General features: G+C 35.1%; 23 protein-coding genes, 2 tRNA genes and 3 other annotated features. Of the genes, 10 read left to right on the forward strand and 15 right to left on the reverse strand.

The features are described 5' to 3' along the window. The first annotated feature begins 15 nt into the window (after positions 1-15). Genes BCR21_RS08965 through efaA form a run of 3 tightly spaced genes read left to right on the forward strand, consistent with a single transcriptional unit; the run spans position 16 to position 2,551 of the window. Positions 16-771, forward strand: a complete 756-nt coding sequence (locus BCR21_RS08965; protein WP_069646130.1) for a metal ABC transporter ATP-binding protein — start codon at positions 16-18, stop codon at positions 769-771. Next, positions 768-1,625: a metal ABC transporter permease gene (locus BCR21_RS08970; RefSeq protein WP_069646131.1), complete on the forward strand. Its 858-nt coding sequence runs from the start codon at positions 768-770 to the stop codon at positions 1,623-1,625. Before BCR21_RS08965 ends, BCR21_RS08970 begins: the two co-directional genes overlap by 4 nt. Then, positions 1,622-2,551, forward strand: coding sequence for an Mn/Fe ABC transporter substrate-binding lipoprotein EfaA (gene efaA, locus BCR21_RS08975; RefSeq protein ID WP_069646132.1), 930 nt, complete (start codon positions 1,622-1,624; stop codon positions 2,549-2,551). The genes BCR21_RS08970 and efaA overlap by 4 nt, the downstream gene beginning before the upstream one ends. Positions 2,552-2,597: 46 nt before the next feature. On the opposite strand, the gene BCR21_RS08980 is transcribed toward efaA, so the two are convergent. The 7 genes from BCR21_RS08980 to BCR21_RS09010 all read right to left on the reverse strand — a co-directional run bounded on the left by BCR21_RS08980 (position 2,598) and on the right by BCR21_RS09010 (position 10,125). Further along, positions 2,598-4,136 (reverse strand): ABC-F family ATP-binding cassette domain-containing protein, encoded by a 1,539-nt coding sequence (locus BCR21_RS08980; RefSeq protein ID WP_069646133.1) that lies wholly within the window; start codon positions 4,134-4,136, stop codon positions 2,598-2,600. A gap of 504 nt (positions 4,137-4,640) precedes the next feature. Then, positions 4,641-5,105: an NUDIX hydrolase gene (locus BCR21_RS08985; RefSeq protein WP_069646134.1), complete on the reverse strand. Its 465-nt coding sequence runs from the start codon at positions 5,103-5,105 to the stop codon at positions 4,641-4,643. Positions 5,106-5,232: 127 nt separating this feature from the next. Beyond that, positions 5,233-6,429 (reverse strand): amidohydrolase, encoded by a 1,197-nt coding sequence (locus BCR21_RS08990; protein WP_069646135.1) that lies wholly within the window; start codon positions 6,427-6,429, stop codon positions 5,233-5,235. A 15-nt stretch (positions 6,430-6,444) separates the two neighbouring features. Continuing rightward, positions 6,445-7,278, reverse strand: coding sequence for a MetQ/NlpA family ABC transporter substrate-binding protein (locus BCR21_RS08995; RefSeq protein WP_069646136.1), 834 nt, complete (start codon positions 7,276-7,278; stop codon positions 6,445-6,447). A 22-nt stretch (positions 7,279-7,300) separates the two neighbouring features. Next, positions 7,301-7,981 (reverse strand): methionine ABC transporter permease, encoded by a 681-nt coding sequence (locus BCR21_RS09000; protein ID WP_069646137.1) that lies wholly within the window; start codon positions 7,979-7,981, stop codon positions 7,301-7,303. A gap of 27 nt (positions 7,982-8,008) precedes the next feature. Beyond that, positions 8,009-9,079, reverse strand: a complete 1,071-nt coding sequence (locus BCR21_RS09005; RefSeq protein ID WP_069646138.1) for a methionine ABC transporter ATP-binding protein — start codon at positions 9,077-9,079, stop codon at positions 8,009-8,011. A gap of 138 nt (positions 9,080-9,217) precedes the next feature. After that, positions 9,218-9,469, reverse strand: a binding site (T-box leader). Positions 9,470-9,562: 93 nt separating this feature from the next. Then, positions 9,563-9,797, reverse strand: a binding site (T-box leader). Between the two features lie 67 nt (positions 9,798-9,864). Then, on the reverse strand, positions 9,865-10,125 hold the full coding sequence (locus BCR21_RS09010; RefSeq protein ID WP_069646139.1) for a zinc-ribbon domain-containing protein: 261 nt from the start codon (positions 10,123-10,125) through the stop codon (positions 9,865-9,867). 138 nt (positions 10,126-10,263) lie between these two features. Here BCR21_RS09010 and BCR21_RS09015 point away from each other — a divergent pair. Further along, positions 10,264-10,336, forward strand: a tRNA-Thr gene (locus tag BCR21_RS09015). Positions 10,337-10,510: 174 nt separating this feature from the next. On the opposite strand, the gene BCR21_RS09020 is transcribed toward BCR21_RS09015, so the two are convergent. Beyond that, positions 10,511-11,629, reverse strand: coding sequence for a hypothetical protein (locus BCR21_RS09020; RefSeq protein WP_069646140.1), 1,119 nt, complete (start codon positions 11,627-11,629; stop codon positions 10,511-10,513). A 469-nt stretch (positions 11,630-12,098) separates the two neighbouring features. Between BCR21_RS09020 and BCR21_RS09025 the strand changes: the two genes are divergently transcribed. Continuing rightward, complete coding sequence (locus BCR21_RS09025; protein ID WP_069646141.1) at positions 12,099-12,593, forward strand: GNAT family N-acetyltransferase; 495 nt, start codon at positions 12,099-12,101, stop codon at positions 12,591-12,593. A gap of 62 nt (positions 12,594-12,655) precedes the next feature. Continuing rightward, positions 12,656-12,905 (forward strand) — a binding site (T-box leader). A 69-nt stretch (positions 12,906-12,974) separates the two neighbouring features. Then, a complete protein-coding gene (gene lysS / locus BCR21_RS09030; RefSeq protein ID WP_069646142.1) occupies positions 12,975-14,432 on the forward strand; it encodes a lysine--tRNA ligase in 1,458 nt (485 codons plus the stop codon). Positions 14,433-14,476: 44 nt separating this feature from the next. Here the strand turns inward: lysS and rpoN are convergent, their stop codons facing one another. Next, positions 14,477-15,802, reverse strand: a complete 1,326-nt coding sequence (gene rpoN, locus BCR21_RS09035) for an RNA polymerase factor sigma-54 (RefSeq protein WP_069646143.1) — start codon at positions 15,800-15,802, stop codon at positions 14,477-14,479. A gap of 59 nt (positions 15,803-15,861) precedes the next feature. Here rpoN and BCR21_RS09040 point away from each other — a divergent pair. Beyond that, positions 15,862-15,933 (forward strand) — tRNA-Arg (locus tag BCR21_RS09040). A 547-nt stretch (positions 15,934-16,480) separates the two neighbouring features. On the opposite strand, the gene BCR21_RS09045 is transcribed toward BCR21_RS09040, so the two are convergent. From BCR21_RS09045 to BCR21_RS09065, 5 genes are all read right to left on the reverse strand, one after another. Further along, on the reverse strand, positions 16,481-17,458 hold the full coding sequence (locus BCR21_RS09045; RefSeq protein WP_240488083.1) for a tetratricopeptide repeat protein: 978 nt from the start codon (positions 17,456-17,458) through the stop codon (positions 16,481-16,483). 119 nt (positions 17,459-17,577) lie between these two features. Then, complete coding sequence (locus BCR21_RS09050; protein ID WP_069646145.1) at positions 17,578-17,868, reverse strand: hypothetical protein; 291 nt, start codon at positions 17,866-17,868, stop codon at positions 17,578-17,580. 345 nt (positions 17,869-18,213) lie between these two features. Further along, positions 18,214-18,885: an ABC transporter ATP-binding protein gene (locus BCR21_RS09055; protein WP_069646146.1), complete on the reverse strand. Its 672-nt coding sequence runs from the start codon at positions 18,883-18,885 to the stop codon at positions 18,214-18,216. A 3-nt stretch (positions 18,886-18,888) separates the two neighbouring features. Then, entirely contained in the window at positions 18,889-19,980 is a 1,092-nt protein-coding gene (locus BCR21_RS09060) for an ABC transporter permease (protein WP_069646147.1), read from the reverse strand. Between the two features lie 137 nt (positions 19,981-20,117). Continuing rightward, complete coding sequence (locus tag BCR21_RS09065; RefSeq protein ID WP_069646148.1) at positions 20,118-20,699, reverse strand: TetR/AcrR family transcriptional regulator; 582 nt, start codon at positions 20,697-20,699, stop codon at positions 20,118-20,120. A 369-nt stretch (positions 20,700-21,068) separates the two neighbouring features. Here BCR21_RS09065 and BCR21_RS09070 point away from each other — a divergent pair, with 369 nt between their 5' ends. After that, positions 21,069-21,959, forward strand: coding sequence for a C40 family peptidase (locus BCR21_RS09070; protein ID WP_069646149.1), 891 nt, complete (start codon positions 21,069-21,071; stop codon positions 21,957-21,959). A gap of 246 nt (positions 21,960-22,205) precedes the next feature. Here BCR21_RS09070 and BCR21_RS09075 read toward each other — a convergent pair whose 3' ends face one another. Then, on the reverse strand, positions 22,206-22,562 hold the full coding sequence (locus BCR21_RS09075; protein ID WP_069646150.1) for a hypothetical protein: 357 nt from the start codon (positions 22,560-22,562) through the stop codon (positions 22,206-22,208). 258 nt (positions 22,563-22,820) lie between these two features. Here BCR21_RS09075 and BCR21_RS09080 point away from each other — a divergent pair, with 258 nt between their 5' ends. Further along, positions 22,821-23,519, forward strand: coding sequence for a response regulator transcription factor (locus tag BCR21_RS09080; RefSeq protein ID WP_069646151.1), 699 nt, complete (start codon positions 22,821-22,823; stop codon positions 23,517-23,519). Next, positions 23,509-25,005 (forward strand): sensor histidine kinase, encoded by a 1,497-nt coding sequence (locus tag BCR21_RS09085; protein WP_069646152.1) that lies wholly within the window; start codon positions 23,509-23,511, stop codon positions 25,003-25,005. The genes BCR21_RS09080 and BCR21_RS09085 overlap by 11 nt, the downstream gene beginning before the upstream one ends. Positions 25,006-25,091: the final 86 nt, after the last annotated feature.

The raw sequence follows: 25,091 nt of genomic DNA on the forward strand, positions 1-25,091 counted from the left end.
AAAGGAGGTTTTTTTATGTCTATAAATAATAATAACATTACAATCGAACATTTAACCGTTAGTTATCAAGGGCAAAAAGCCTTAATCGATATTTCTTTACAAATTCCTGCTGGAAAAATCACTGGGATCATCGGTCCAAATGGTGCAGGTAAGTCCACTTTTCTAAAAGGAATGCTGGGATTGATTAAAGCAGACTCTAAAACGGTGGTTATAGGGGAAGACTCTATTGACACTCAAAAGAAAAGAATCGCTTACGTAGAACAACGTAGCGCATTAGACCTATCTTTTCCAATCAATGTTATGGAGGTTGTTCTTTTAGGAACTTATCCGAAACTAGGATTGATGAAACGTCCTAAAAAACAAGAAAAAGAACAAGCATTAGCAGCTCTTAAAACCGTTCAATTAGAAGAATTTGCTAAGCGTCAAATCGGTGAATTATCTGGTGGACAACTGCAGCGTGTCTTCATCGCTCGCGTTCTCGCTCAAAAAGCAGATATTATCATCTTAGATGAACCATTTGTAGGAATCGATATGACAAGCGAAAAAGTCATCATGGACATTTTAAAACAATTAAAAGAAGCAGGAAAAACCATTTTGATCGTCCATCATGATCTTCACAAAGTCGCTCATTATTTTGATGATGTGATCATTTTGAAAAGAAAATTGATTGCAAGTGGTCCTGTCGCAACAACGTTTACCAACAAAAATATTCAATTGGCCTATGGTGACACAATGGGCGATATCATTATTAAAGGAGTGGCTGACGCATGATTGCAAATTTTATTGATGGTTTAGTTCGTTACCAATTTTTACAAAACGCTTTGATCACTTCGATCATTGTTGGATTGGTTTCAGGAATTATTGGATCATTTATTGTTTTACGAGGAATGTCCTTGATGGGGGATGCGATTTCACATGCAGTACTTCCAGGGGTAGCCGCTTCTTATATGTTTGGCGTCAATTATATCTTTGGCGCATCGATTTTTGGTATTTTAGCTGCCTTATTGATTGGGTTTATTACGCAAAAAAGTCAGTTAAAAAATGATACAGCGATTGGTGTCGTTTTCAGTTCATTTTTTGCTTTAGGAATCATTATGATCTCTTTCGCTAAAAGTTCGACTGACCTTTATCACATTCTCTTTGGAAATGTTTTGGCTGTTCGAGATTCTGATATTATGATCACGGCAATCGTCGGAATCATCGTGTTGATCTTTGTTGGATTATTCTATAAAGAATTGCAAATTACCTCTTTTGATCCAACCATGGCACAAGCTTATGGATTAAATGTTCAATTTTTTCATTATGCTTTGATGTTTCTATTAACGTTAGTTGCTGTTTCATCTTTACAAACCGTTGGAACGATTTTAGTGATTGCTATGTTGATCACTCCTGCTGCTACTGCTTACTTGTTAACGAATCACTTGCCTACAATGATTACCTTAGCTTCTCTTTTTGGAATACTAAGTTCGATCATCGGCTTATTCTTTAGCTATTCGTATAATTTAGCTTCCGGCGCTACGATCGTTTTAACTGCTGCAGCATTTTTCGTTGTCGCATTTCTATTTTCACCTAAAAAAGGACTATTTTTTGTCAATAAACAGAAAACGGAGGAACAAATTTTATGAGAAAAAAAATACTTTTTATCACAGCACTAGCCAGTTTATTTTTACTTGCCGCTTGTCAATCTAAGTCTGCAGATACCTCAGATAAAGAAAAGATCAACGTTGTTGCAACTAACTCGATTCTTGCCGATATGATCGACAATGTAGGGAAAGATTTAGTTAATTTACACAGTATCGTCCCTGTTGGAACAGACCCACATGAATATGAACCACTGCCGGAAGATGTTGCAAAAGCCTCTGAAGCGGACGTTTTATTCTTCAATGGACTGAACTTAGAAACAGGTGGAAACGGTTGGTTCAATAAGCTAATGGAAACAGCTAAGAAAAAAGAAGATCAAGACTTTTTCTCCGTAAGTAAAAAAGTCGAACCCATGTACCTAACCAGTGCTGGACAAGAAAACGAACAAGATCCACATGCTTGGTTAGACATTCAAAATGGGATTTCTTATGTAGAAGCAATTAGAGATACATTGAGTGAAAAAGACCCCAAAAATAAAGAAACTTACGAAAAAAATGCCAAAGAATACATTGAAAAGCTCTCCGCTTTAGACAAAGAAGCCAAAGAAAAATTCGCAGATATTCCAGAAAATAAAAAACTACTAGTCACAAGTGAAGGTGCTTTTAAATATTTTTCTAAAGCATATGGATTGACCGCTGCCTATATTTGGGAAATCAACACAGAAAGCCAAGGAACACCTGACCAAATGAAGCAAATCATCGATCAAATCCACAAAACAAAAGTCCCTGCTTTATTTGTTGAAACCAGTGTAGACAAACGTAGTATGGAACGTGTATCAAAAGAAACAGATCTACCAATTTACAGTACTATTTTTACCGATTCCATTGCTAAAAAAGGAGAAGATGGCGATAGCTATTATGCCATGATGAAGTGGAATTTAGATAAAATCCATGATGGATTAATGAATTAAATAAAAACGGCTTCTGACACTTTAAATAATGTCAGAAGCCGTTTTTTTATTGGATCATTTCTTCAATATTGATTACACGGTCTGTAATATCCGTATAAAATTCTTCTTCATGGGAAACAATGATGACTGTTCCTTGGAATTGCTGAATTGCTTGCCGCAAGCTCTCTTTCGCTGCTGCATCAATATGATTCGTAGGTTCATCTAAGAAAATAATATTACTTGAGTCCATCGTCAACGCACTTAGTTTTACCTTGGTCTGCTCCCCTCCACTTAATAAACGCAATTGCTGATTGACTAACTTATCAGGTAATCCGCATTTTGCTAAGTACGTACGAATTTCCTTTACCGTTTTTTTAGGAAAGCAATCACTTAAATAAGCTAACGGAGTCAAATAATCGTTTTCCCACGTCAAATCTTGCGAGAAATAAGCAATTTTTGTATTTGCGGGATACTGATATTCACCACTGATCGGTTCGATTTTTCCCGTTAATGTTTTGATTAATGTCGATTTCCCAATTCCATTAAAGCCTTTGATTGCCACTTTTTCTCCACTATGAACAGATAGATTGATCGGCGCTAAAAGTGGATTAGTGTAGCCAATCGTCAATTCATCTGTGATCAACGCTAAACTTGCGACGATCGGTTGATAGGGAAACTGAATTTGTGGTTTTACTAAACTCCCTGGTGGTGCCATGCGTTCCACTCGGTCTAATTGTTTTTGACGACTTTTCGCCATAGTCGCACGATTTCCTGCTTTGTATTTACGAATATAAGCTTCTGCCTTTTCGATTTTTGCTTGTTGGGCATGGTACTGTTTTAAGTAACTTTCTTTGTTTTGTTCTTTTTGGGCAAATGATTTTTCCACATTCCCAGTATATTTCGTTAATTTACCAAATTCAATGTCACAAATACAATTAGTCACGGCATTTAGGAAATGGTAATCATGAGAAACTAGAATAAACGTGCCAGCAAAATCATTTAAGTAATTGACCAGCCATTGAATATGGGTGTCATCTAAATAGTTGGTTGGTTCATCCAGTAGTAAAACATCGGGTTCCTCCAAAAGAAGCTTCGCTAAAATAACTTTGGATCGTTGTCCACCACTTAATTCGTTCATCGGTCGATCTAATCCAATTGCTTCGATTCCTAGACCATTGGCAAGGTCGTTGATGATCATATCGATTTGATAAAAATCACTTTCATCTAGCTGTGTTTGTAAATTTCCCGCTCGTTCTAATAATTTGTCTGCACCAGTTTCGCCATATTCTCCGTATAGTTCATTGATTTTGTCTTCGATTTCATATAATGGTTTGTATGCTTGGTGTAAAAATTCATTGATCGTACTATTTCCGATAATTTCAACGTATTGATCCAAATAACCGATTTTAGTATTATTTTGCCATGTGATCGTTCCATCATCTGCCAAAATTTCACCTGTTAAGATCTTAACTAAGGTAGATTTCCCCACTCCATTTTGACCCGTTAACCCCATATGGTCCTCTTTATTGACACGAAGAGATGCATCTTCATAAAGAATTTTTTCGCCAAAGCGTTGGGTTAAGTGTTCGATTGTTAATAAACTCATTTTTCTTCCTCTTTTCCATTTTCACAAAGAATTTTCTGATATCTTTGTTATTATTCGTTGTAAATTGTAGTAAGTTTCTGTTTTATCTATTCAACATTTAAAGTTGCTTAAACAACGATTTCATACATTTAATCGAAAGGTCATTTGCTTAATCAAGACAAAAAAACAAGCGATCAAATAGGCCCAACCTATCTTATCCCTTGTCATTATCAACAAAGGACAACGTACGAAACACGTTGTCCTTTCATCAGCACTATAAAAATCAAGATCATCGTCAAAAGCAACACTAAATAAGACTACAGCTTAGTCTCAAAAATTCAGTATTTGTTTAGACGATGAAGCATTCATTTTATTAAGCTCCACAACAATGCTTCATCACATTCATTTGTCGGGAGCTGCTTCTTTTCACAAATTTATCTGAAAGAAAAAACATTCTTAATCACCTTTCTTTACAAAAATAGTTTAACATAATTGTTTTGAAAAGCAAGAATATTGCTAAATTCTCTATCCTCTTTGTACAATATGTTGAATTGTTTTATTTTTATCTTTAGTCAACTCTTTTAAAAATGCTGGCCTGATATCCGCTTGTGGAAGTTGTTCAAAAGGTACCCACCTCAACTGTTCTTGCTTATCAAATTCATTATATGAATGGCATGAAACTATGCTATTTTCAAGTTCTACATAATAATAAAACGAGATTTCATGGTAGTTTTCGCCAGTTAAATCAGATGTAAAAAAATTTTCATGAATAAAACATAACGTTTTTGCTTCTATTTTATTACCTGTTTCTTCAATAACCTCTCTTTCAATAGCATCATCTACTGTTTCATGCATCTTCACTCGGCCGCCGACTGAATAAAAGTAAGGTTCTTTTGAATTCGATACTACTAATAAACCTAAATCACTCATAATAATCGCACCTACACGATAATTGAACCTGCCTTCTTTGGTTTTAAATGTACAATCCATTTTGCCAACTCCTTATCTTTAGGTTTTTCTTTTATTATAATTGACCATTCTACTCTTACCAAGTGGAAATAAAAAAGCATAAGGATTGAAATCTGTTTCTCTTCAATCCCTATGCTTTTACACATAACTATTCAATTGAATTTAGATACGTTAATGCGTAGCGAACATGAAATTCTGTAGCCAACGCCAAGCCTGCTTCATCGATATCAAATTTTTCATGATGATGCCCATATTGTGTATCAGGATTATCTAAATTACGAGTTCCCACTCGTCCATAAACACCAGGTGCTTTTAGTAAAAAATCAGCAAAATCATCTGCACCTAAACTTTTAGTATGATCTGTGACGACATTCTCACTTCCAACTATTCCAGCTGCTATTTTTTGTGCTAATTCAGTTGCAGTATCATCATTGATCAGCGGTCCTGCTGCATCATGAATATGGAAAGACGAAATTTTGGTCCGATGAGCTTCAGCAATTTGATTTGCTATCTCCTCAACACGTTTTAAAACAAAGGCTCGTGTTTCATGACTGAATGCCCGAACTGTCCCTTCGATTGCAGCATGATTAGCCACAATATTATATCTGGTGCCTGCATCGAGCACGCCAATACCAACGACTACAGGATCTAACGGGCTAACTTCTCGTGCTGCTATTTTTTGTAATTCTACGACGATGCTTGCCGCCGCTAATACAGCATCCCGACCAACATTTGGTTGCGCCACATGACTGCTTAATCCTTCAACTTCAATTTTAAAAATATCACAAGAAGCATTAGTAGCCCCTTTAGTTGCAACTAATTTTCCCACAGGAACACTTGAATCTAAATGGATCCCGAAAACTTGATCGATGTTTTCTACGAAACCGCCATCGACAAACTGACAAGCGCCAGCTCCGATTTCTTCCGCTGGTTGAAACGCTAATTTGATCGTTCCAACAAAATCGTCTTTATGGTTTTTCAAGACTTTTGCAGCACCTAACAATGCTGCCGCATGACCATCATGGCCACATGCATGATTTAATCCAGGATTTTTAGATTGGTACTCTTTTCCTGTCGCATCTTCTAATTCTAGCGCATCGATATCTGCTCTTAAAATAATTGTTTTACCAGGTTTTCCTCCAACGATTGTGCCAAGTACTCCTGTTTCTCCTACTTCTTCAAATGGAATATCCAGCTTTTTTAGCTCTTCTTTGATTCGTTTGATTGTTTCAAATTCCTTTAAACTGGCTTCTGGATACTGATGAAAATGCCGTCTTAAAGCGATCACTTCATCTGCATTTTGCTGAATTTCTTCTTTGATCGATTGCTTTGTTAATGTAGTCATTTTATCGTCCTCCTTTTATTTTCTGCCAAATGTTTCCCAAGCTGGAATACTTGAACCTTTTGATGTTTCCTCGATGACTTTTTTAGTCTCTTCTTGTTGATAAGTGTCGACTACTTTATTATACGTTTTATTATCTTCATCAGCTTTACGAGCAACGATGATATTCACATAAGGTTTAGATGTTTCGTCTACGGGTTCTAAGAAAATCGCATCTTTTGTCGGGACAAAACCAGCATCTACAGCCATTCCGCTATTGATCACGGATGCATCGATATCTTGGAGTGCTCTAGCCGTTTGTGATGCATCTAATTCTGTTATTTTTAAATCTAATTTGTTTTCTGTCACATCACTTACGGTTGGTGTTTGCTTCTTGGCAGGATCTACTTTGATCAACCCAGCACTTTGTAATAACAATAACGCACGGCCACCATTTGTTGCGTCATTTGGAATTGCGATTTCAGCACCTTTTTTTAACTCTTTGATATCTTTGATTTTAGATGAATAAATACCTAATGGCGCGCTGACCGTATTACCGATTGAAACAAGATCCGTTTTGTGTTCTTCATTGTAGTTATCTAAGAAAATCTGATGCTGGAATGAGTTCAAATCAATTTCTTTTTCCGCTAATGCCGCATTTGGTTGCGTATAATCAGAAAATTCAACAAGTTGAAGGTCGATTCCATCATCTTTCAAACGTTCCTTTACGGATTCTAATACTTCATTATTCGCACCCACAACCCCTAATTTTACGACTTCATTCTTTTCACTTTTGGCACTTCCAGCAGAACATCCTGCTAATACAAATCCAATTGTTAAAGCTAATCCGATAATTTTAATTGTTTTTTTCATTTACATTTCCTCTTTTCATTTTTTAATGTGATGTTTTCTTGATCAATGTGTTACTTATAAACTGACTGGCAAAAACTAAAACTAAGATGATCAATGTCGCAACCACGGTCACATCCGTTTGAAACCGATTATAACCTCTGGTGATCGCTAAATTGCCTAAACCGCCGGCGCCTATTGCACCTGCCATTGCAGTTAAACCAATTAAGTTGATGATCGTAACTGATGAAACTCGAATGATACTTGGTAAGCCTTCAATTAAATAAACTCTAAAAATAATTCCCAAGGGACTCGTTCCCATTGATTCTGCGGCTTCAATTACACCTGGATCAACTTCTAATAAGGCGTTTTCGATTTGACGTGCAAAAAATGGAATCACCCCTATCACCAGCGGCACTAAGGCAGCCGTGGTCCCAATCGTTGTTCCTGTTAAAAAACGAGTGATCGGCTGAATCAATGCCAGCATGATGATAAAAGGAATGGATCTACAAACATTGATGATTTTTTCTAAAATACTATAAAGAACACTATTTTTTAAGATTCCTTCTGGCCCTGTCGCAACTAGAATTACACCAAGTAAAGTTCCTAGAATTCCGGCAATAATTGCTGTCCAAAAGACCATATATAATGTTTCAATCGTGCTAGTGATAAACTCCTGTTTTAGTAATAGAACATTTGGAAAATAGCGTTGTAAAAAGTCTTGCATGTAAGTCACTCCTTCTCTATATTCGGTCTAGATAACATGTAATGGTATGATTTTTTCTTCTGGTTCATTTTTTTTCAATACTTTGATTTTTACACCTTGTTTTTGTAAAAAGTCCAATGCTTTTTCTCGCTGATGTTCTTCTCCCGAAAGAATTACGATCAAATTGCCAATTGGGACTTGCTGCAAGATTTCTACATTTCCATATAAAATATTCGTAACCACGTGGTATTTGCTATAAAGCTGAGCAATCAAAGGTTCACTTGTCTGATCCCCTACATAAGAAAATTCTACCAACACTTCATTTCCACTCAGATTCGTCAAACTTGGATGTTGAATAATTGTTTCCAACGCTTGATCGATATGTGTTGCTGTTCGGATAAAGTCCTTCGTCAAGGCTTCTTTTGGTTGACTGAAAATCGAAACAATATCATTTTTTTCAATTACCCGTCCATCTTCCATCACAGCGACTTTATTACAAATTTCTTTCACAACTTGCATTTCATGCGTAATCAAAACAATCGTCAAACCTAACTCTTTATTTAACTTCTTCAATAAGTCTAAAATCTGAATCGTTGTTTTAGGATCTAATGCGCTAGTTGCTTCATCACATAATAATATTTCTGGATCATTCGCTAATGCTCTGGCAATAGCTACTCTTTGTTTTTGCCCGCCAGATAACTGGCTAGGATAGGCGTCCTTTTTCTCCGAAAGACCTACCAAATCAAGTAATCGTTCAATTTTTTCTTTTCGTTGTTCTTTCGAAAGGCCAGAATATTTTAGGGAAAAATCAACATTGGCAAAAATCGTTCGTTCCTTCATCAAATTAAAATGCTGGAAAATCATACCGATATTTTTACGCTGCGCTCTTAGTTCTTTGGCTGAAAAATCAAGGATATTTTTGTTATTGATAATAACTTCACCTTTAGTTGGTCGCTGAAGTAAATTGATGACTCGAACCAAGGTACTTTTTCCTGCCCCTGAATAACCAACAATGCCAAATACATCTTCTTTTTCAATCGTTAAGGAGACATTTTTTACTGCATTGATTTCTTGTTTTTTCTGATAAAAGGTGACATCTATATTTTTTAATTCGATCATTTTTGTTCCTCCTATAATTCTTTTGATATAAATCGCTATCTTCCTATGTTTCGTTCATTCAACTTCTTTCTGTCTCAGCCTTCCAATCTTGTTATTTATAAAAAGAAAAAAGCGTCCTCAAATGTATATCATTATACATTTGAGGACGCTTTTGCGTGCTACCACCTCTATTTGATATCTACTCGCATAGATATCCTCATCAAGTACGTCGATCAATGATCGATTATACTCTAGCATAGTAACGGGTGCATCCGTCGCTGTCTTATGAATTACTCACTCGAAGCGCTGCTCAATGGCCATTTTCCAGATTTCGTTTATCGCTTGTTTTCAGCTACCCAAGCTCTCTGTTAGATATCGTTTTATCTGTACTTTCCATCTCATTGCTTTAATTATTCAGTTGTTTGAAGAATCAATACTTTCTTCGTTAGTCTCATACTGTTATTCTTGATGAATATAAAAATAGCCCTCTACCAGCTTATGCTAGTAAAGGGCGAATAATCGCGGTACCACCTTTGTTTTAAAGTAATTTATGATTACTTTTCTTAGACCAAGTCTTATAACTTGTCGCTTTGATAACGGGTGCTTCCCGAAGCTGCTTACGTATCAACAGCTTATCCTCATGAGGCCATCTTCAACTCTTATGCGCTTATCTCTTTTCACCAACCGAGACTCTCTAATAAAGCACGTCCAAATTTACTCTTCTCTTCAACGGACTGTTATTCATTTGTTGTTATGTTGTATTCTACTGGAAAATAAATTACATGTCAAATCTTTTTTTAATTAATTTACTCAGTAACTGTTTCAGCAGAACTCACTAAGTATTGTTCCAAGATCTCTTTAGGCATTTCTTTTCCATATCCACAAATTGGACACAACAAGTAATGACTAGAAGATGTGGTAAAAATTGGAATCCAAAATAACGTGAATTTCCGTCCTATTTGTTTTCCTTGCATGATTACTTCATTGTTACAATGACTACAGTCACATTGGATCACTGTATCTCCTAAATCGCGTTCAAATCCTGTACTACCCCAAACAATAAACATATTTATTTTCTCCCCTTTGTTTTAGTCTAACAATTTGAAATGGCTTGTGTCAACAAGTTTTTTTGATCGATAACAAAACGAAAATTTATTGACAAGTTTTACTATCTACGGTAATCTATTATCTGTATTACTAATATTGCCGCCTTAGCTCAGCTGGTAGAGCACCACCATGGTAAGGTGGGGGTCGACGGTTCGAATCCGTCAGGTGGCTCTTAAAGAACCTTTATAATAGGGTTCTTTTTCTATTTTCAATCGAAAGATACACATTATTTTTATAAAAAATATAGAAAAAAACTGTGTAGTTGTCTCACCTAAAATCAACAACTTACACAGTTTATATTACAGACTCACGATCAATTCTATTTCAATTTTTATGGTAGCTACATTATTCTGTTGGTAATTTCGCCTCATAATCCTCTAGTAATATATCAATTAACCGTTCACCTTTTTGGACTCTTTCCTGCCAATCTAAATTATCATTATGTTTTTCTAGTAACATCCCTGCAAAACCACCAAGCTCATAAGCTTCATCTGGACCTCTTATGTCTTTTTCTTCTTTAAAATCCAGCGTTACCATTTTTTGATACGCTTTAAATATTTCATCTTTTGGTGCATCCATTCCAAGGACAGAACGCACACTCATTGCATCATCAAAATATCTTGCCGAGCCTTCATGAATATCTGAACCTTTTACAAACTCTGCATCTTCACTATGCTCTGTCTGATATTTGGTATTCCAATACTTCGCTGTCTCTAAATATTCCTTTTCCTTTTCTGGAAATACAATTGCTTTTCGTAAACTCTCCATAAGATTTGCTCGTATTTTTCTCGCTTCTTTGTCTTCATTCGACTTTTCTAGACTCTCTTGATAATCTGAATCCATAATGTTCTTGTACTTTTGACCGCTTGTCTCCCATGACGCTTGAAAACCATGAAACATTTCATGGCTACTAATAGCAAAATGAACAGTTGACTTGGGTAAGGTTTCATACTGAGTATCTTGATAAGGTTGGTCAAAATAGTTATCCTTTTCAATAGTTCCAGCGATGTCTTTCCCCTTTAAAGTATCTTTATAAAAAAGAATTGGAATTTCTACTTTTTCACGTATATCCTTAGGTAGGTCTTTGCTATACATTTTTTCAATCTTTTTATCAGGATAGGCAATCCAAGTATACGTCTCAGTTGATAGGGCGTATCCATACTTAGAATAATCTGCCCCTTGCCAAATTTCTCCTGCGCGTGGCCATGTTTTCCATGCTTGTTGAGCGCCCATCAAAAAATACTTATCAAAATTCACAGAATTCCAATCTTTCTTCAAATCTTCATAAGGTGGTTTGTTTTTATCTAAAGTAAATTTTAATGAGGATGTTTTCTTGCCTTCTGTTTTAGGCTCTGAGGTGGTAGTTCCTTCTGATGAAACTGTTTTACTATTCGGGCTACATGCTGCGATGACTAGAGCTGATAGCGTTATTGTTAGACTTACATAAATACTTCTTTTTTTCATAAATAACATCTCCTTATAAAATAGATTTTAGGAACATACAATCGACTTTCTAACGTTTAACAAATAAATTTTTACAATTTATTTTAGTATTAGGTAATAACTACTACGTTTCCATTAAAAACTAATTAGGCAATTTAATGCTACTGCGCTAACAATTTTGTGGCTTAGAACAGAAGGAACCCCTTACATAAATTCAATTTGAGAAGTGATGTCATTTAACCTCCTTTAATCTATTCACTTCGTTTCTTTCCTACATCTGATTTTTGATACATCCTTATAAAAACAATAATAACCCTTATATTCTCCTTTCAACTTCAACCATTATTCTTTATAAGCAATTCTATAATAACAATTTCATAGTAAGATTCCGGTTAGTTTTTTAAACTATTTCGACTGTATATTTATATTTCTAATTTGATTTAAAACAAGTATAATAAAAGAATATTTATTTGTTGAAAGGGGAAAAATAATGACGAATCACAAAAATTTAACATTCGATTTTTATCAAGAAAATGACCAACAACTCTATTCTCTTCTCACAAAAGATATTCGTGTCATGCGTTATATCACTGAAAAAGCAGAACCTGAGACTGAAGCCGTTGAAAATTTCAAAAAGATTTTGGCTTATAATAATGCTCATAATGACCAGACAGGTTACTACAAAATATTTGACCAAGAAACCTATATTGGTTTTGGTAAATTGTCTTGGGATGAGGAAAATAAAATAGAGATAGGTTATATGTTGTTGCCCGAACACTGGGGCAAAGGTTACGCAACACAAATAATTGCGATATTATTGGACTTGATAAAGCAATCGGAAATATTATCAGATGCCACGATCTATGCCATTATCGATCCAAAAAACGGTGCATCAAAACATCTTTTAGAAAAATTTCACTTTGTTTCTGTTTGGCAAGGAATCGAAGATGGACTACCTTCTGAACATTTGGTTTGGCAAGCCTAGTTATTTTAATTACCTCTTGAATCTGCACCTAAACTTATGGTAATATGCTTACAAGCATAAATTTAAAAGCGTTGATAAGAAGAGTACTTTTGTTTGATTATTTAAAGAGAGCTTCGGTTGGTGGGATGAAGCAATAAACAGCAGAACGAAAAAAGACTTTGAGCTTAGCACGGATTCACTTTGTTGATGATACTGCTACGGGATCTCCCGTTATAGAGATAGGGTATAAATAACTGTACCCGAAGAGGTTACTGTAGTGATGCAGTAACAAACTGAGGTGGTAACGCGATGAATGAAACTTTCGCCCTCAAGAGATATTCTCTTGAGCGGTGGAAGTTTTTTTGTTTTTGTGCAAAATATTTTAGGAGAGTGAATGGTATTATGACAAACGAACAAATGAACAGACGCCAAGAAAAACGAAACAAATTACAAGAACAACAGGTAGAAATCTATCCCGAAAGCTATAAAATAAATCATGAGCTCTCTGAATTAGCGTCACTTGACGATGGAACTCAAAACATTAAGGTTGCTGGAAGAATTCTCACTATGCGAAAATTCAGCAAATTGATTTTTGTTCACTTAGCTGATGTAAACGGTCGTTTTCAAGTCTTACTAACAGAACAAGAATTAGGTGAAACGAGTTTAAACCAATTTCGAACAACTATTGATATCGGAGATTTCATTGGTGTGCATGGTTCTATGTATACAACAAATTCGGGAGAAAAGACACTACGAGCAACAGACTATCAATTTTTAGGTAAGGCTCTTCGTCCACTTCCAGAGAAATGGCACGGCTTAACTGATATTGAAACGCGCTATCGGCAACGTTATCTGGATTTATTGATGACAGAAGTAACAAAAGAACAAATGCTTTTACGAATTCAACTCATTCGACAAATTCGTTATTTTTTAGAAGCTAAAAACTTTCTAGAAGTAGAAACACCTATTCTCCAAAATACATCATCGGGAGCGATTGCCAAACCATTTCATACACATCACAATGCCTTAGATATTGAACTTAATTTGAGGATTGCACCGGAGACTTATTTAAAACGATTGATTGTCGGTGGTTTCACTAAGATTTTTGAATTTGCTAAAAGTTTTAGAAATGAAGGGATCAGCCCTCAACATTTACAAGAATTTACCATGGTTGAAGGGTACGCTGCTTACTGGAATTACCAAGATTCTATGGTGTTGATGCGGGAATTGATTTTACATGTACTAGAGAATGTTTTCCATACAGCAACGATAAAAATTGGTCAGTCAGCCGTCAATTTCGCCGAAGATTGGGCGATCGTTTCGTTCAGGCAACTTTTGTTGAAGGATACAGGAATTGATATCGATCAGTTTCCACAAGCAAAAGAGCTATACGAAGAAATTGTAAAAAAAGGGATTCACTTAAAACATGAAGATATTCATTCTTTAGGTCGCGGTAATTTAATTGATTTACTTTATAAAAAAATCAGCCGTCCTCATATTGTAAAACCAACATTTTTGATTCAGCATCCTATTGATTTATCACCATTAGCTCGGTCTAATGATCAAGATCCAGCCTTAACTGACCGCTTTCAATTGATCGTAAATGGGGCAGAAATCATCAATGGTTATTCTGAATTAGTCGATCCGATAGAACAACGAGAAAGATTGTTACAACAAGCACAGCTAAGAGCACATGGTGATACAGAATCAATGGAAATGGATGAAGATTATCTGTTGGCGATGGAATATGGTCTACCACCGATATCTGGTTGGGGTTTTAGTATTGAGCGGTTATTGATGGTTCTTACTGATAGCGATACAATCAAAGAAACAGTCCTTTTTCCATTGGTTAGAAAATAAAAAAAGGAAGAGCCCACTTGACGGCTCTTCTTCGCTACTTAAATTTAATCATCATATCTCTTTCGTTTAGACGAAGCAGGGATTCCCAAAGCCTCTCGATACTTGGTTACGGTACGACGGGAAATTTCGATTTCTTGTTCCTTTAACAAGTCTACCAATTTTTGATCAGAGAGAGGTTTTGCTTTATTTTCATTATCAACTAAAGCTTGTAGTTGTTTTTTGATGCTATTTGTTGAGGTTTCTTCTCCTGTGGCTTCATTAGACAAGCCATTAGAAAAAAATGAACGAAGCTCAAAAACACCAAATTCTGTTTCTAAATATTTGCCATTGACTGCTCGGCTGACGGTTGATTCATGGATATTCAATGATTCTGCAATTTCTTTTAAGGTCATCGGTTTTAGCGGGCGGTCTTCTTGAAAAAAGAATTGCTGTTGGCGTTGAACGATTTCTGTGCCGACTCTTAAAATAGTATCACCACGTTGGATGATCGTTTTCTCTAGCCATTCAAATTCATTTTTCTTTTCCTTGATGTACTCTTGCACTTCCTTATCCTCTGTTGCTTCCATTCGTTCAAAGTAGGCTTGTTGGAACTGAATCGTCGGAGTGCCTGTTTTATTTGAAAGAACCTTTAGTTGGTTCTCTTTGATTCGTAATGTTAAATCTGGACGTATATACAATCCAGAAGTGGATTCAAAAATACTTCCTGGCGCCGGGGTCAATGTCTGAATGTAATCAAAAATCGTTTGAATCTCTGATAACTCTACATCAAATTTTTTAGCAATCAATCCCCACTTGCGATTAGCCAAATGATCAAATTCTTCTTCAATTACAATATAGGCTAATTCTGGTGCTGTATCGTCACGCTCTACCTGCAGCAACAAGCATTCCCGCAAATCTCTTGCGCCAACACCTGCTGGATCTAATTGCTGAATCAACGTCAAAGCATCTAGCATTTCGATTGCTTTTGCTCCTGTTTTTAAAGCAGCTTCATCTAGGTCGATCATCAAATAACCATTTAAATCAATATATTCAACTAAAAATAAAACCAGCGTTCGTAGATAAGTATCGCGATAATTTAAGTGGATTTGATCAATCAAATATTCAAAAAGTGACGTGTGGTTATCAGGAATTTGATTTAAGTAGTTGTTTTCTTCATTTGTATAAGTTCGGCTGCCAGAACTTGGAAAATCTCCGTAGTTGGTCTCAGTTTGAATGTCGATCAAAGGATTTTCTAACGACTTAGCTTCTATGTATGCAAAAAGTTCTTCTGAATTGTATTGTAAAATCTGGATCGATTGTTGCAATTGTTGCGTCATTGCAAGTTTTTGAACTTGTTTTTGTTGTTGTGATAGATGTTGTTCAAATTTCATTATTTTTGTCCTCCCCCTTGTAATTTATCGAAATATCAGCTAAACTAGTAAACGTGCTTGCGCCCTTAGTGTAGTGGATATCACGTAAGATTCCGGTTCTTGAGACGGGGGTTCGATTCCCTCAGGGCGCGTCATTTTTTGGACCATCGATTTACTGCTACATGTAGAATTATAGCATAATTTAAAATCAGATGTTGCCATAAACAAGAGTCTCTCACCTAAACACTACAAATAAGCAGTGTTTTTTATTTATTCCAAAATCTTCTTAACAATAAGATTTAAATTATAAACAATATTCATATTTTCTCATTTATCTATCGATTCCATATAAAACTTGATAAAAACCACCTTTTTTTTATGTTATTATAGCTTTTTAGTAAATATTATCGTTAGGTAGTGAATTGTATTGAGTCAGCATCATACAAGGCTATTAGTTATTTCACTTCTTTTAGCTCTCACAGAATTTATTTTTAATCGTTATCTTAATCAATTTACGATGATCGATTATCCGCTCTTATTTTTAATCATCACTTTTATTCAAGGATGTATTCTTTTATATTTCCTACTCTCGTTTCTATTGCTATTATTTATTAATCATACAACTAAAAAATAAACATATAGCTTATTCGTATCTAAAAAAGAGTAAAGGACTTTTTCAGCCCTTTACTCTTTTCATCTCTATAAAACCATCTTTTCTAGTTCAAAGCGGATCTGGCTTTGAATCTTCTGGATTTTTTCAATTTCTAAGCGTTCTTCATCTACCTGATACTTTTGTGCAATAGAATGGTTATAAGAAATAACATAACTCACGGCCCACAACCTTGGATCTTTAATGATTTCATCTGCCAAAGGATAAAGTAGCGCAAAATGTAGCCGAATTTCTTCCATTATATCTACAAGTAAAATAGGATCGTCGTTGATCAATTCTTTTTCTAAAAATAATAAGATTCTTTGGTACGCTGCACTATCCAATGGTGTACCCACAGAAGCTGGAACGACGGTATACTTTTTGTTATCTCTCCACAAAAATTCAACTTCTTCTTTAACGTGAAGTCTTACAAGTTCTTCAAGTATCCACGAACGAACCAAATTATGTACTCGCTCATCTAATAAAAATTTTTTTCCAATCACAATAAATTCATCTTGAGGTAGCTGTCCCGCTTTTTTTACTATCGCCATTTGCTCATAGTAATTGTGCTTATTTAAATGATCTAACTCGTCCTTTAATTCTTTGATTTTTCCAACTTCAAACTGCTGATACATCAATTCAAGATGACGGATCTTTTTCTTCAAAGAAATCAACTTTCTCATTTCTCCGCTTTGCTCCATCAAAATTCGTTCATTAATAATACTATGTGCTTGAATAAACATATGATTTTGGATCAAAATTTGGATATACGTCTCCATATGATCTAAGTAAGCAAAATACTTTTCTTTCATTTCTGAAGCTAATGATAATGCTTGCTCGTTTTCACCTGTTTCTAAATACATATTTACTAGCACTAAATTCAATGGAAAATCTTGTCTGATGGCATAAGCTTGCTCATAATAATCAACCGCTTCAATTAAATGATTATTTTTTATTGCTTCTTGTCCCAACTCAATAAACCGCTCATAGTTCTTTGGAAATGGAATTTTATTTGTCAAAAGAAACACCACCTTCCTAATGATTATTTCCCATGATATAACATCATATCAAAAAAAGAAATAGTGAGTATCCTATAAAAAGGAAAAACTTTACTTGAAATTTGATGCACGAAAAAATCAACGTACGTTTAATATAAATTCCTAATAATAACAGCGGTTTCTGCTTGACCTTGTGCCTGCATCCGTTCCGCTTTTTCTGTCAATGTATACCCAACATAGAAATCTTTTGTCAACTCATCTTGTACTTTAAATTCAACAACCTCTTCTACATGAAAAGCGTTTGGCTCAACTTCTTGAACACTATCCCACCCGGTATCAATAAATACTTTCGTATTATCATGGATTGAATTATTTGTTTCAAGTTCTTCCACAAGCTTCTTTAATTGTGAAAATGTCATTACTTCCACTCTATTATCCATTGTACTGCCTCACTTTCTGCTGTTTTATTTTTTTCTTATACCAAGCATATGTATATCCAACCATTTACTTTTCTCCACTATCATCATAACCCAAAATCGAATTTTATCATACTTAAAATTAAAAAGAAGTGACTGAAACATAACTCTATGAGTCATATCACAGTCACATGGAATCCTGATAAACGATGGAACCAAAACTTTATTTCAATCACATCTAATTCTAAGTGCTAAAACACTCAGATTTGAAGGTTTCGGAAATAAGCTTGAAATTTCTACGAAACAAAGCGATGTATTAGCTTATTCGGAGTTAAAAACTTATGCCTCAACCTCTTCTTTTATTTTTTATCACTCTTTTGTTAACTCACCATCTTCAATCCGATAAACATTATCGCTCCACTCGATCATTCTCGGATCATGAGTAACCATGATCGTTGCTTTTTGTTTTTCATGCGCTTCTTTTGCTAAAATCTTTACAACTTCATACGCATGTTCTGTATCTAAACTAGCAGTTGGTTCATCCGCTAAAATCAAACTTGGTTCATTGAACAATGCACGAGCAATCGCCACTCGCTGGCGTTCTCCGCCAGATAAATCTCTTGGAAATTTATGAAGTAAATCGGCGATATCTAAAGAAGATAATAACTCGTTGATACGTTGTTTCTCTGTTTTTTTCTTTTCGATTTTATCAACTAAAGTAAACTGATTCTCCACAGTCAAAAAAGGGATCAAATTGGATGATTGTAAAATAAAACCAATTTCTTCAAAACGTAATTTTGAACGCTCTTTTTCCTTTAGATGTGTAAAATCTTTGCCGTTGATCTTAATAGTCCCAGATGTAGGTGTTTGCAAGCCTCCTGCAATTGTTAAAAAAGTACTTTTACCTGAACCAGAAGGGCCAATGATACTGACAAACTCTCCTGCTTTAACCTTTAAATTGATTCCTTTTAATGCTTCAACTTTTGCATGACCTGTACCAAAGGTTTTACGGATGTCATTCATTAATAAAATATCAGTCATTTTTTACCCTCCTATCGCTTTCATCGGATCAACATGAGTCACTGTGCGGATCGAGAAAACCCCGCCCAATACAGCAACAATGATCAACACTACACTATAAATCAGGAGATTCATACTATCTAGTTCAAACGGCATAGCAGATGGTAAAACAAGATTTGTCAATAAGGTCAAGACTACACCGATCAAGACACCGATCACACCTAAAATAAAGGTTTGAGCAATGATTGATTTAATAATATACCCGTTTGAGATTCCTTGCGCTTTCATTACTCCGAATAAGCTTGTTTTTTGTAAGGTCATCACATAGATAAAAATCCCAATGATCGCAGCAGTGATCACAAACAAGAAATAGATCATCGCATTCAGCGTGAGATTTTGCTCGCTGTAACCAGGTAATTTTTCAATAAAGGCTTCAATTTCATATTTTGCCAAATGATCATCTGTATCTTTCAACTTAATGTCATTTGTTTTAGTAGAGCGGACAACTATTCCATTGATTGGCGCTTTATTTCCTTCGATGGTTTTGCCAAATTTAAGCTCTTGCCATTGATCTAACGATGTATAAATCAGCGGTACAATACTAAAGCTGTTTTGTTTCGTAATACCAACAACTTTCAACTCTTTATCTAGTTTTCCGATTTTTACGATATCTCCTAGCTTGATTCCTTTATCCACTAAGTTTTGCGGAATAATTATTTCGCCTGATTTTTTAAAATATCGTCCTTCAACTAATTTAGGTTTGATTGAACTATTTTCAGTCACACCAAAAAGGGAAATATTGATTTTATCCGCCTCTTTGTTTTGGCCGACTTTATTTAATGCACCGGCGTATTGCCCAAGTGGTTCTTTTTGTTTTGCTTCCACCTGATTTAAATCATCCATAACCAAACTTGAAGCATTTAAACTCTTATTCGCATCTTCAGATAACACAATACTCGTCGCATCCCATTGATCGACACCTTGTCTCACCCCTTGGGCAAGCCCATTTGCTAGACCTGACAACATAAAAGCCACATAAGCAACCAATACAATAACACCAATTACTAATGTATACCTAAGCTTAAAATACTTCATCTCTTCTAAACCTAAAAACATTGATTCCACCTCTTTTTTATCACTTGATAAAAAAATGCTTAAAAAAACAAACATTTTTTATCGATTGATAAAATTTTACCATGAAAAAAAGAATTAAACAATATTTTTTATCACATGATAAAAAACAATTTAATTCTTTAAGAAATAACGCCGTGCAAAACCATGTCCATCAATTCAGTAATCTGTTCTGAACGCTCTTTTTCTGTAGAAAGTTGGTGAACCGTTGAAAACAATAACGACAAACTCATAAGATAAAACTGAGCTGCTTTTTTCGATGACACTTTGCTGTTTAACTGTGTTTGGCTTGTTTCAAAAATGGCTTGTAATGGTTTTAAATAATAATCATTCAGTATATAAAACAATTGTTGTTTGTTTTCTTGCTCCATTTCAGCTGCACTTTGATGAATAAAAGAAAAAATATCTCTATGATAGACATTCAACAATGCATTAGTACAGTTGATCAGTTGGTTTTCAAGCGAGTCAGTCTCATTTTGTATTTGCTCTATCTCATGTTTCAGCTGCTTGCCAATTTGTTTATTTATTTCAATAAACAAAACTTCTTTATTGGAAAAATGATAGTACAAGGCTGGCTGTGTGATATTTACAGCTTTCGCAATGTCGCGAGTAGACGTATTTTTATACCCGTTTGCCAAAAAAAGCGCCTTAGCTGTTTCTAAAATCGATTGATGTGTGATCTCAAAGACTGTTTCTTTTTTCATTGCCCTACCTCCTATTTTCCAGCTATTATACTCATTGACTTTATGAACTATTTTAAATCAAAATCAGGAAAAAAGATAGTCAATAAGAATAGCACGTTAATTACCGACCACAAGAACATTGAACTTTAGCGTCATAAAATTAAAAAATGTATGTTATTGAAATCTAATCGCACTTTTATTACAACTAACTAGCATTTTGAAATAAAAGTACCTTTTTTGTAAACCAAGAAATAAACATTTAACCTACCTTTTACAGACTTTTTGCTTTCCCTATGTTTAAATGTTAACTGGCCTTAAAATAGCAACTCTATATTTTAAGCAATCTCAACGAATTACCAGAGAAAATTTGAATACTTAAGGAGAGTTTTTTTGAAAAAAAATAAATTCATAACTAAATTATTTCTCGGCTGTTTAACGCTTTCAACAGGTTTACTGCTAAGTGACCATGCCTTTGCAACTTCAACAGAAGCAACTACTCAAGAGAAATTTATTACCGAATATTCACAAAAATTATCGCAATTAAAAGAAACGAAACAGCGCATTTCCGAACAAAAAGCCGAGAAAAATAATCAACTTTCTAGCATAGAGAAAAAAATTCAAAAAATCCAAATCGACCTTGATCAGTTAGAGAAAATCGAATCCATCGGGACGATTTCTGAAGCATCTGAACCTAATGATGACATATCCCTAACACTTGCGGCACACGTTTCACCGCTAACGGTCAAAGAAGGTTCAACAGACGATAAAAAAGAGCAATTGACAGAATTAAAACAAAAACAAGTCACTCTAAAATTAGATACCAAAACCATTTCAAAACAAGAGTCCGAAGCAACTAAACAAGAAACTCAGTTATCAGAAAAAATAGCTCAGGTAAACAAACAAAAAACGGAGCAAGCAAAACAAACAGATGTACGTTCTGCTATTGTCACCGCTGCAAAAACGCATTTAGGCAAACCATACGTTTATGGTGCTGCTGGTCCTGACGCATTTGATTGCTCTGGTTTAGTTCAAGTCGCTTTTGCTTCTGCCGGACGTTCTATAGGTCGAACAACCGTTGACCAAGAAACGGCTGGTGCTACAATTTCGGTTGGTGAAGCTCAAGCTGGTGATTTAGTTTTTTGGGGTAGTCATGGTGGAACATATCATGTAGGGATCTCAACTGGTGATGGTTCATACATTCATGCACCTGTTCCTGGAGATGTGGTACAAGTCGCAACAGTGGCATCTTATGCTCCTGATTTTGCTGTAAGAGTTTTATAAAATCATCAAAAAAAACATTGCTCGCTTCAAGTGAGCAATGTTTTTTATTCATTTTTCTGAGTTTCTTGGCGATTAACTGACAAAAACCATAATATATTGAATAAAGCATGTTTTACTCCTAAAAAATTTCTCATTTTTTTAAATAAAAACCGAAATTGTTGAGAATTATGAGGAAGTGTGGTATTTTATGGTTGTGTGTAATTTGATTTGTGTTCCCTCCATCTTTCCGATGGGGGAATATTTTTTTTATTCAGCTTTTTCACCATTTTGCCAACAAGAATTGTTCATTCTGCCATGACGGCTTTGTCTCACTCCTCCCATATGGTTTCTACGAAAATTTTCTCTTCTACAATACGTATAATCATTTGATTCCTCTTGATTTTTTTGAATTTCATTCCCCTCTTTTTTTGTTAATTCGTCTGTCTTCAATTTTCGTTCTAGTTCAGTTGGTTTATCATTCCTAGTATCTTGACGCCATTTATGTCCCATTTCGAACCTATTCATTTGGTCAAGATTTGGACTTTTAACAGCCTCACTAACGGTAACAAAACCTAGACCTCCTACAAACACTACTACAAGTAATCCGCTAATTATCTTCTTCATTTCTTAATTCCTCCTAAATTTAAACGTGAAGCGAGCTAGCATAGCTCTGCCAGAAAATAAGTAAAAATAACTGAGATGCTTTTTGTCTCATTCAATTTTTATCTTTTTCTTAAATGACTAGTTCATGGAACTAGATAACATATAGCTAACACCTTTCCTTTAGTTTAATGAATAATTGTGTCAAATATGTGTCGAAAATAAATTCCCAAAATAGGCAATTATTGACTATAATAAAAGGAGTAACTAGGAGGATATTTCATGAAAAATATTTTGATCGTGGATGATCATTTACAAATTACAGAAGTTTTAAAAGAATATGTTTTAAAAGAAGGATTTTCTCCGATCGTAGCTTCTGATGGACAGACTGCGCTTGACACATTTTTTAGCCATTCAATCGAGCTGATTTTATTAGATGTTATGCTTCCAAAACTTGATGGATTCGACGTTTGTAAAAAGATCCGGGAAACATCCAATGTCCCAATCATCATGGTCACTGCCAAAGGTGAAGACTACCATCGAATCATGGGGTTAGATATCGGCGCGGATGATTATATTGTTAAGCCCTTTTCCCCAAGTGAAGTTATGGCACGGATTCGAGCAATTCTAAGAAGAATCGAACGCACAGAAGAAAATCAATTTACGATGGAGCAACTGACTTATGATAACTTGATCGTCTACTTAGAAGAAAAGAAAGTTATCATCGCACAACAAGAAATCATGTTAACAAAAAGAGAATTAGAACTTCTATGGTTACTCTTAGCGAATCGGGAAAAAGTATTTTCAAGAGATAACTTATTGGATAGTCTATGGGGCATCGATTATTTCGGTGATGCCAGAACTGTAGACACTCATATCAAACGATTGCGGGCAAAATTAGACGAAGTCGCTCATCCAAACTGGGAAATCGCCACGGTTTGGGGCCAAGGGTATAAATTTGAGGGGAAAAATGAAAAATAAACTAACTAGAAAACTCATCCTTTACTTTTCACTTACGTTGTTACTCTTTTCAGTAGTGATTGGTATTGCATTTAGCACGTTATTCTCCAAACAAACAGTTACTATCCATACTGAAGAAATGACTCGACGTGCGACGGTTATCGCAGAAACTTTAAATGATTATTTTACAGAAGAAGAAACAACGAACGATAGCAGTTCTTCTATGCACGGTATGATGGGCTCTGGCTCCTCTATGAAAATGGGTATGGGTTATTCTTCCTTCCTTAAATTTATGGATCAATTTGCAATGGATGATATTTGGATCGTTGATGAAAATGCTGATACAATCACTGTAGGTCATGGTATGCACAGCAAAGAGTACGGTGAATTACCTGATAATGCTCGAGATGTAATCAAGAAAGTTTATACTGGTAAAACTGCCACCAGCGATGCATTCAGCAACGTTATTGGGGAACCAACTGTTACGGTAGGTGTACCAATTAAAAATAACAATGGCGCTGTTCTCGCTGTTGTTTTACTTCATTCAGCGATTTCCAGTGTTCATAAAGAAGAAAAACAAGGGTTTTTATTACTATTTATCAGTATTTTGATTGCTTGGATCATTGGACTTTTATTATCCATTCTTTTATCGAAAAAATTTATAGCTCCGATCAACAAAATGAGTCACTTCACTGAAGAACTTGTTATCGAAAATTATGATGAATCACTAAACATCGATACCAATGATGAAATAGGCCAGCTGGGAGAAAAGTTAACGATTTTAAAGAACCGTCTTGCTAAAGCAAAGTTCCAGCGGGAAAATCGTGAACAAGCTCAAAAAAATTTCCTATCCACGATTTCTCACGAATTACGAACACCCGTAACGGTGATTCGAGGTTCACTGGAATCATTGAATGACGGTTTGATTGATCAGCCAGAAAAAATCGAGCAATATTATCAACAACTTTTAGCTGAATCTATTGTTTTAGAACGGTTGATCAATGATTTGCTAGAATTATCCAGACTAGAAAATTCCGAGTTTACTATCACAATGGAATCTGTTTCGATCAATGATATTTTATCCGATAGTTTAAGAAGTCTTCGTTTAAAATCATCAGAAAAAGAACAGCAATTACAATTGCATACTTCGGTAGAGCAACCTATTATTGTTAATGGAGATTATGGCAGGATTCGCCAACTTTTTGTTATTTTGATCGAAAATGCGCTTAAATTTTCGCCAAAAAATGCTATCATTTCAGTTCAGTCTAAAGTAGAAACAGACAACATGATCATTAGTATTCATAATCCTGGCTCGTACATCTCTCAAGAAGAACAAAAAAAAATCTTTCAACGTTTCCATCAGGCTCGTTCAAAAGAACAATTGGATGGCACTGGGTTAGGTTTAGCAATTGCTAAAGAAATTGCGGAACGACATCATTTTGGTTTAGATGTCAGTAGTGACAAAAAGAGCGGAACAACGTTTTTTGTTAGAATACCACTAAAATAGAAAAAGAAGCTGAGACTTAACTATTAAAGTTATATCTCAGCTTCAAGGAGTTCGAATAAACGGTGGGGGAGCAGAAGCAACCTCTT

The sequence above is a fragment of the Enterococcus ureasiticus genome (assembly GCF_001730285.1).
GTDB lineage: Bacteria > Bacillota > Bacilli > Lactobacillales > Enterococcaceae > Enterococcus_L > Enterococcus_L ureasiticus.

What these genes read in the sequence shown, in the direction of transcription:
- BCR21_RS08965 (WP_069646130.1), top strand. Translation starts at nt 16, where the DNA reads ATGTCTATAAATAATAATAACATTACAATCGAACATTTAACCGTTAGT.
- BCR21_RS08970 (WP_069646131.1), top strand. Translation starts at nt 768, where the DNA reads ATGATTGCAAATTTTATTGATGGTTTAGTTCGTTACCAATTTTTACAA.
- efaA (WP_069646132.1), top strand. Translation starts at nt 1,622, where the DNA reads ATGAGAAAAAAAATACTTTTTATCACAGCACTAGCCAGTTTATTTTTA.
- BCR21_RS08980 (WP_069646133.1), bottom strand. Translation starts at nt 4,136, where the DNA reads ATGAGTTTATTAACAATCGAACACTTAACCCAACGCTTTGGCGAAAAA.
- BCR21_RS08985 (WP_069646134.1), bottom strand. Translation starts at nt 5,105, where the DNA reads ATGGATTGTACATTTAAAACCAAAGAAGGCAGGTTCAATTATCGTGTA.
- BCR21_RS08990 (WP_069646135.1), bottom strand. Translation starts at nt 6,429, where the DNA reads ATGACTACATTAACAAAGCAATCGATCAAAGAAGAAATTCAGCAAAAT.
- BCR21_RS08995 (WP_069646136.1), bottom strand. Translation starts at nt 7,278, where the DNA reads ATGAAAAAAACAATTAAAATTATCGGATTAGCTTTAACAATTGGATTT.
- BCR21_RS09000 (WP_069646137.1), bottom strand. Translation starts at nt 7,981, where the DNA reads ATGCAAGACTTTTTACAACGCTATTTTCCAAATGTTCTATTACTAAAA.
- BCR21_RS09005 (WP_069646138.1), bottom strand. Translation starts at nt 9,079, where the DNA reads ATGATCGAATTAAAAAATATAGATGTCACCTTTTATCAGAAAAAACAA.
- BCR21_RS09010 (WP_069646139.1), bottom strand. Translation starts at nt 10,125, where the DNA reads ATGTTTATTGTTTGGGGTAGTACAGGATTTGAACGCGATTTAGGAGAT.
- BCR21_RS09020 (WP_069646140.1), bottom strand. Translation starts at nt 11,629, where the DNA reads ATGAAAAAAAGAAGTATTTATGTAAGTCTAACAATAACGCTATCAGCT.
- BCR21_RS09025 (WP_069646141.1), top strand. Translation starts at nt 12,099, where the DNA reads ATGACGAATCACAAAAATTTAACATTCGATTTTTATCAAGAAAATGAC.
- lysS (WP_069646142.1), top strand. Translation starts at nt 12,975, where the DNA reads ATGACAAACGAACAAATGAACAGACGCCAAGAAAAACGAAACAAATTA.
- rpoN (WP_069646143.1), bottom strand. Translation starts at nt 15,802, where the DNA reads ATGAAATTTGAACAACATCTATCACAACAACAAAAACAAGTTCAAAAA.
- BCR21_RS09050 (WP_069646145.1), bottom strand. Translation starts at nt 17,868, where the DNA reads ATGGATAATAGAGTGGAAGTAATGACATTTTCACAATTAAAGAAGCTT.
- BCR21_RS09055 (WP_069646146.1), bottom strand. Translation starts at nt 18,885, where the DNA reads ATGACTGATATTTTATTAATGAATGACATCCGTAAAACCTTTGGTACA.
- BCR21_RS09060 (WP_069646147.1), bottom strand. Translation starts at nt 19,980, where the DNA reads ATGTTTTTAGGTTTAGAAGAGATGAAGTATTTTAAGCTTAGGTATACA.
- BCR21_RS09065 (WP_069646148.1), bottom strand. Translation starts at nt 20,699, where the DNA reads ATGAAAAAAGAAACAGTCTTTGAGATCACACATCAATCGATTTTAGAA.
- BCR21_RS09075 (WP_069646150.1), bottom strand. Translation starts at nt 22,562, where the DNA reads ATGAAGAAGATAATTAGCGGATTACTTGTAGTAGTGTTTGTAGGAGGT.
- BCR21_RS09080 (WP_069646151.1), top strand. Translation starts at nt 22,821, where the DNA reads ATGAAAAATATTTTGATCGTGGATGATCATTTACAAATTACAGAAGTT.
- BCR21_RS09085 (WP_069646152.1), top strand. Translation starts at nt 23,509, where the DNA reads ATGAAAAATAAACTAACTAGAAAACTCATCCTTTACTTTTCACTTACG.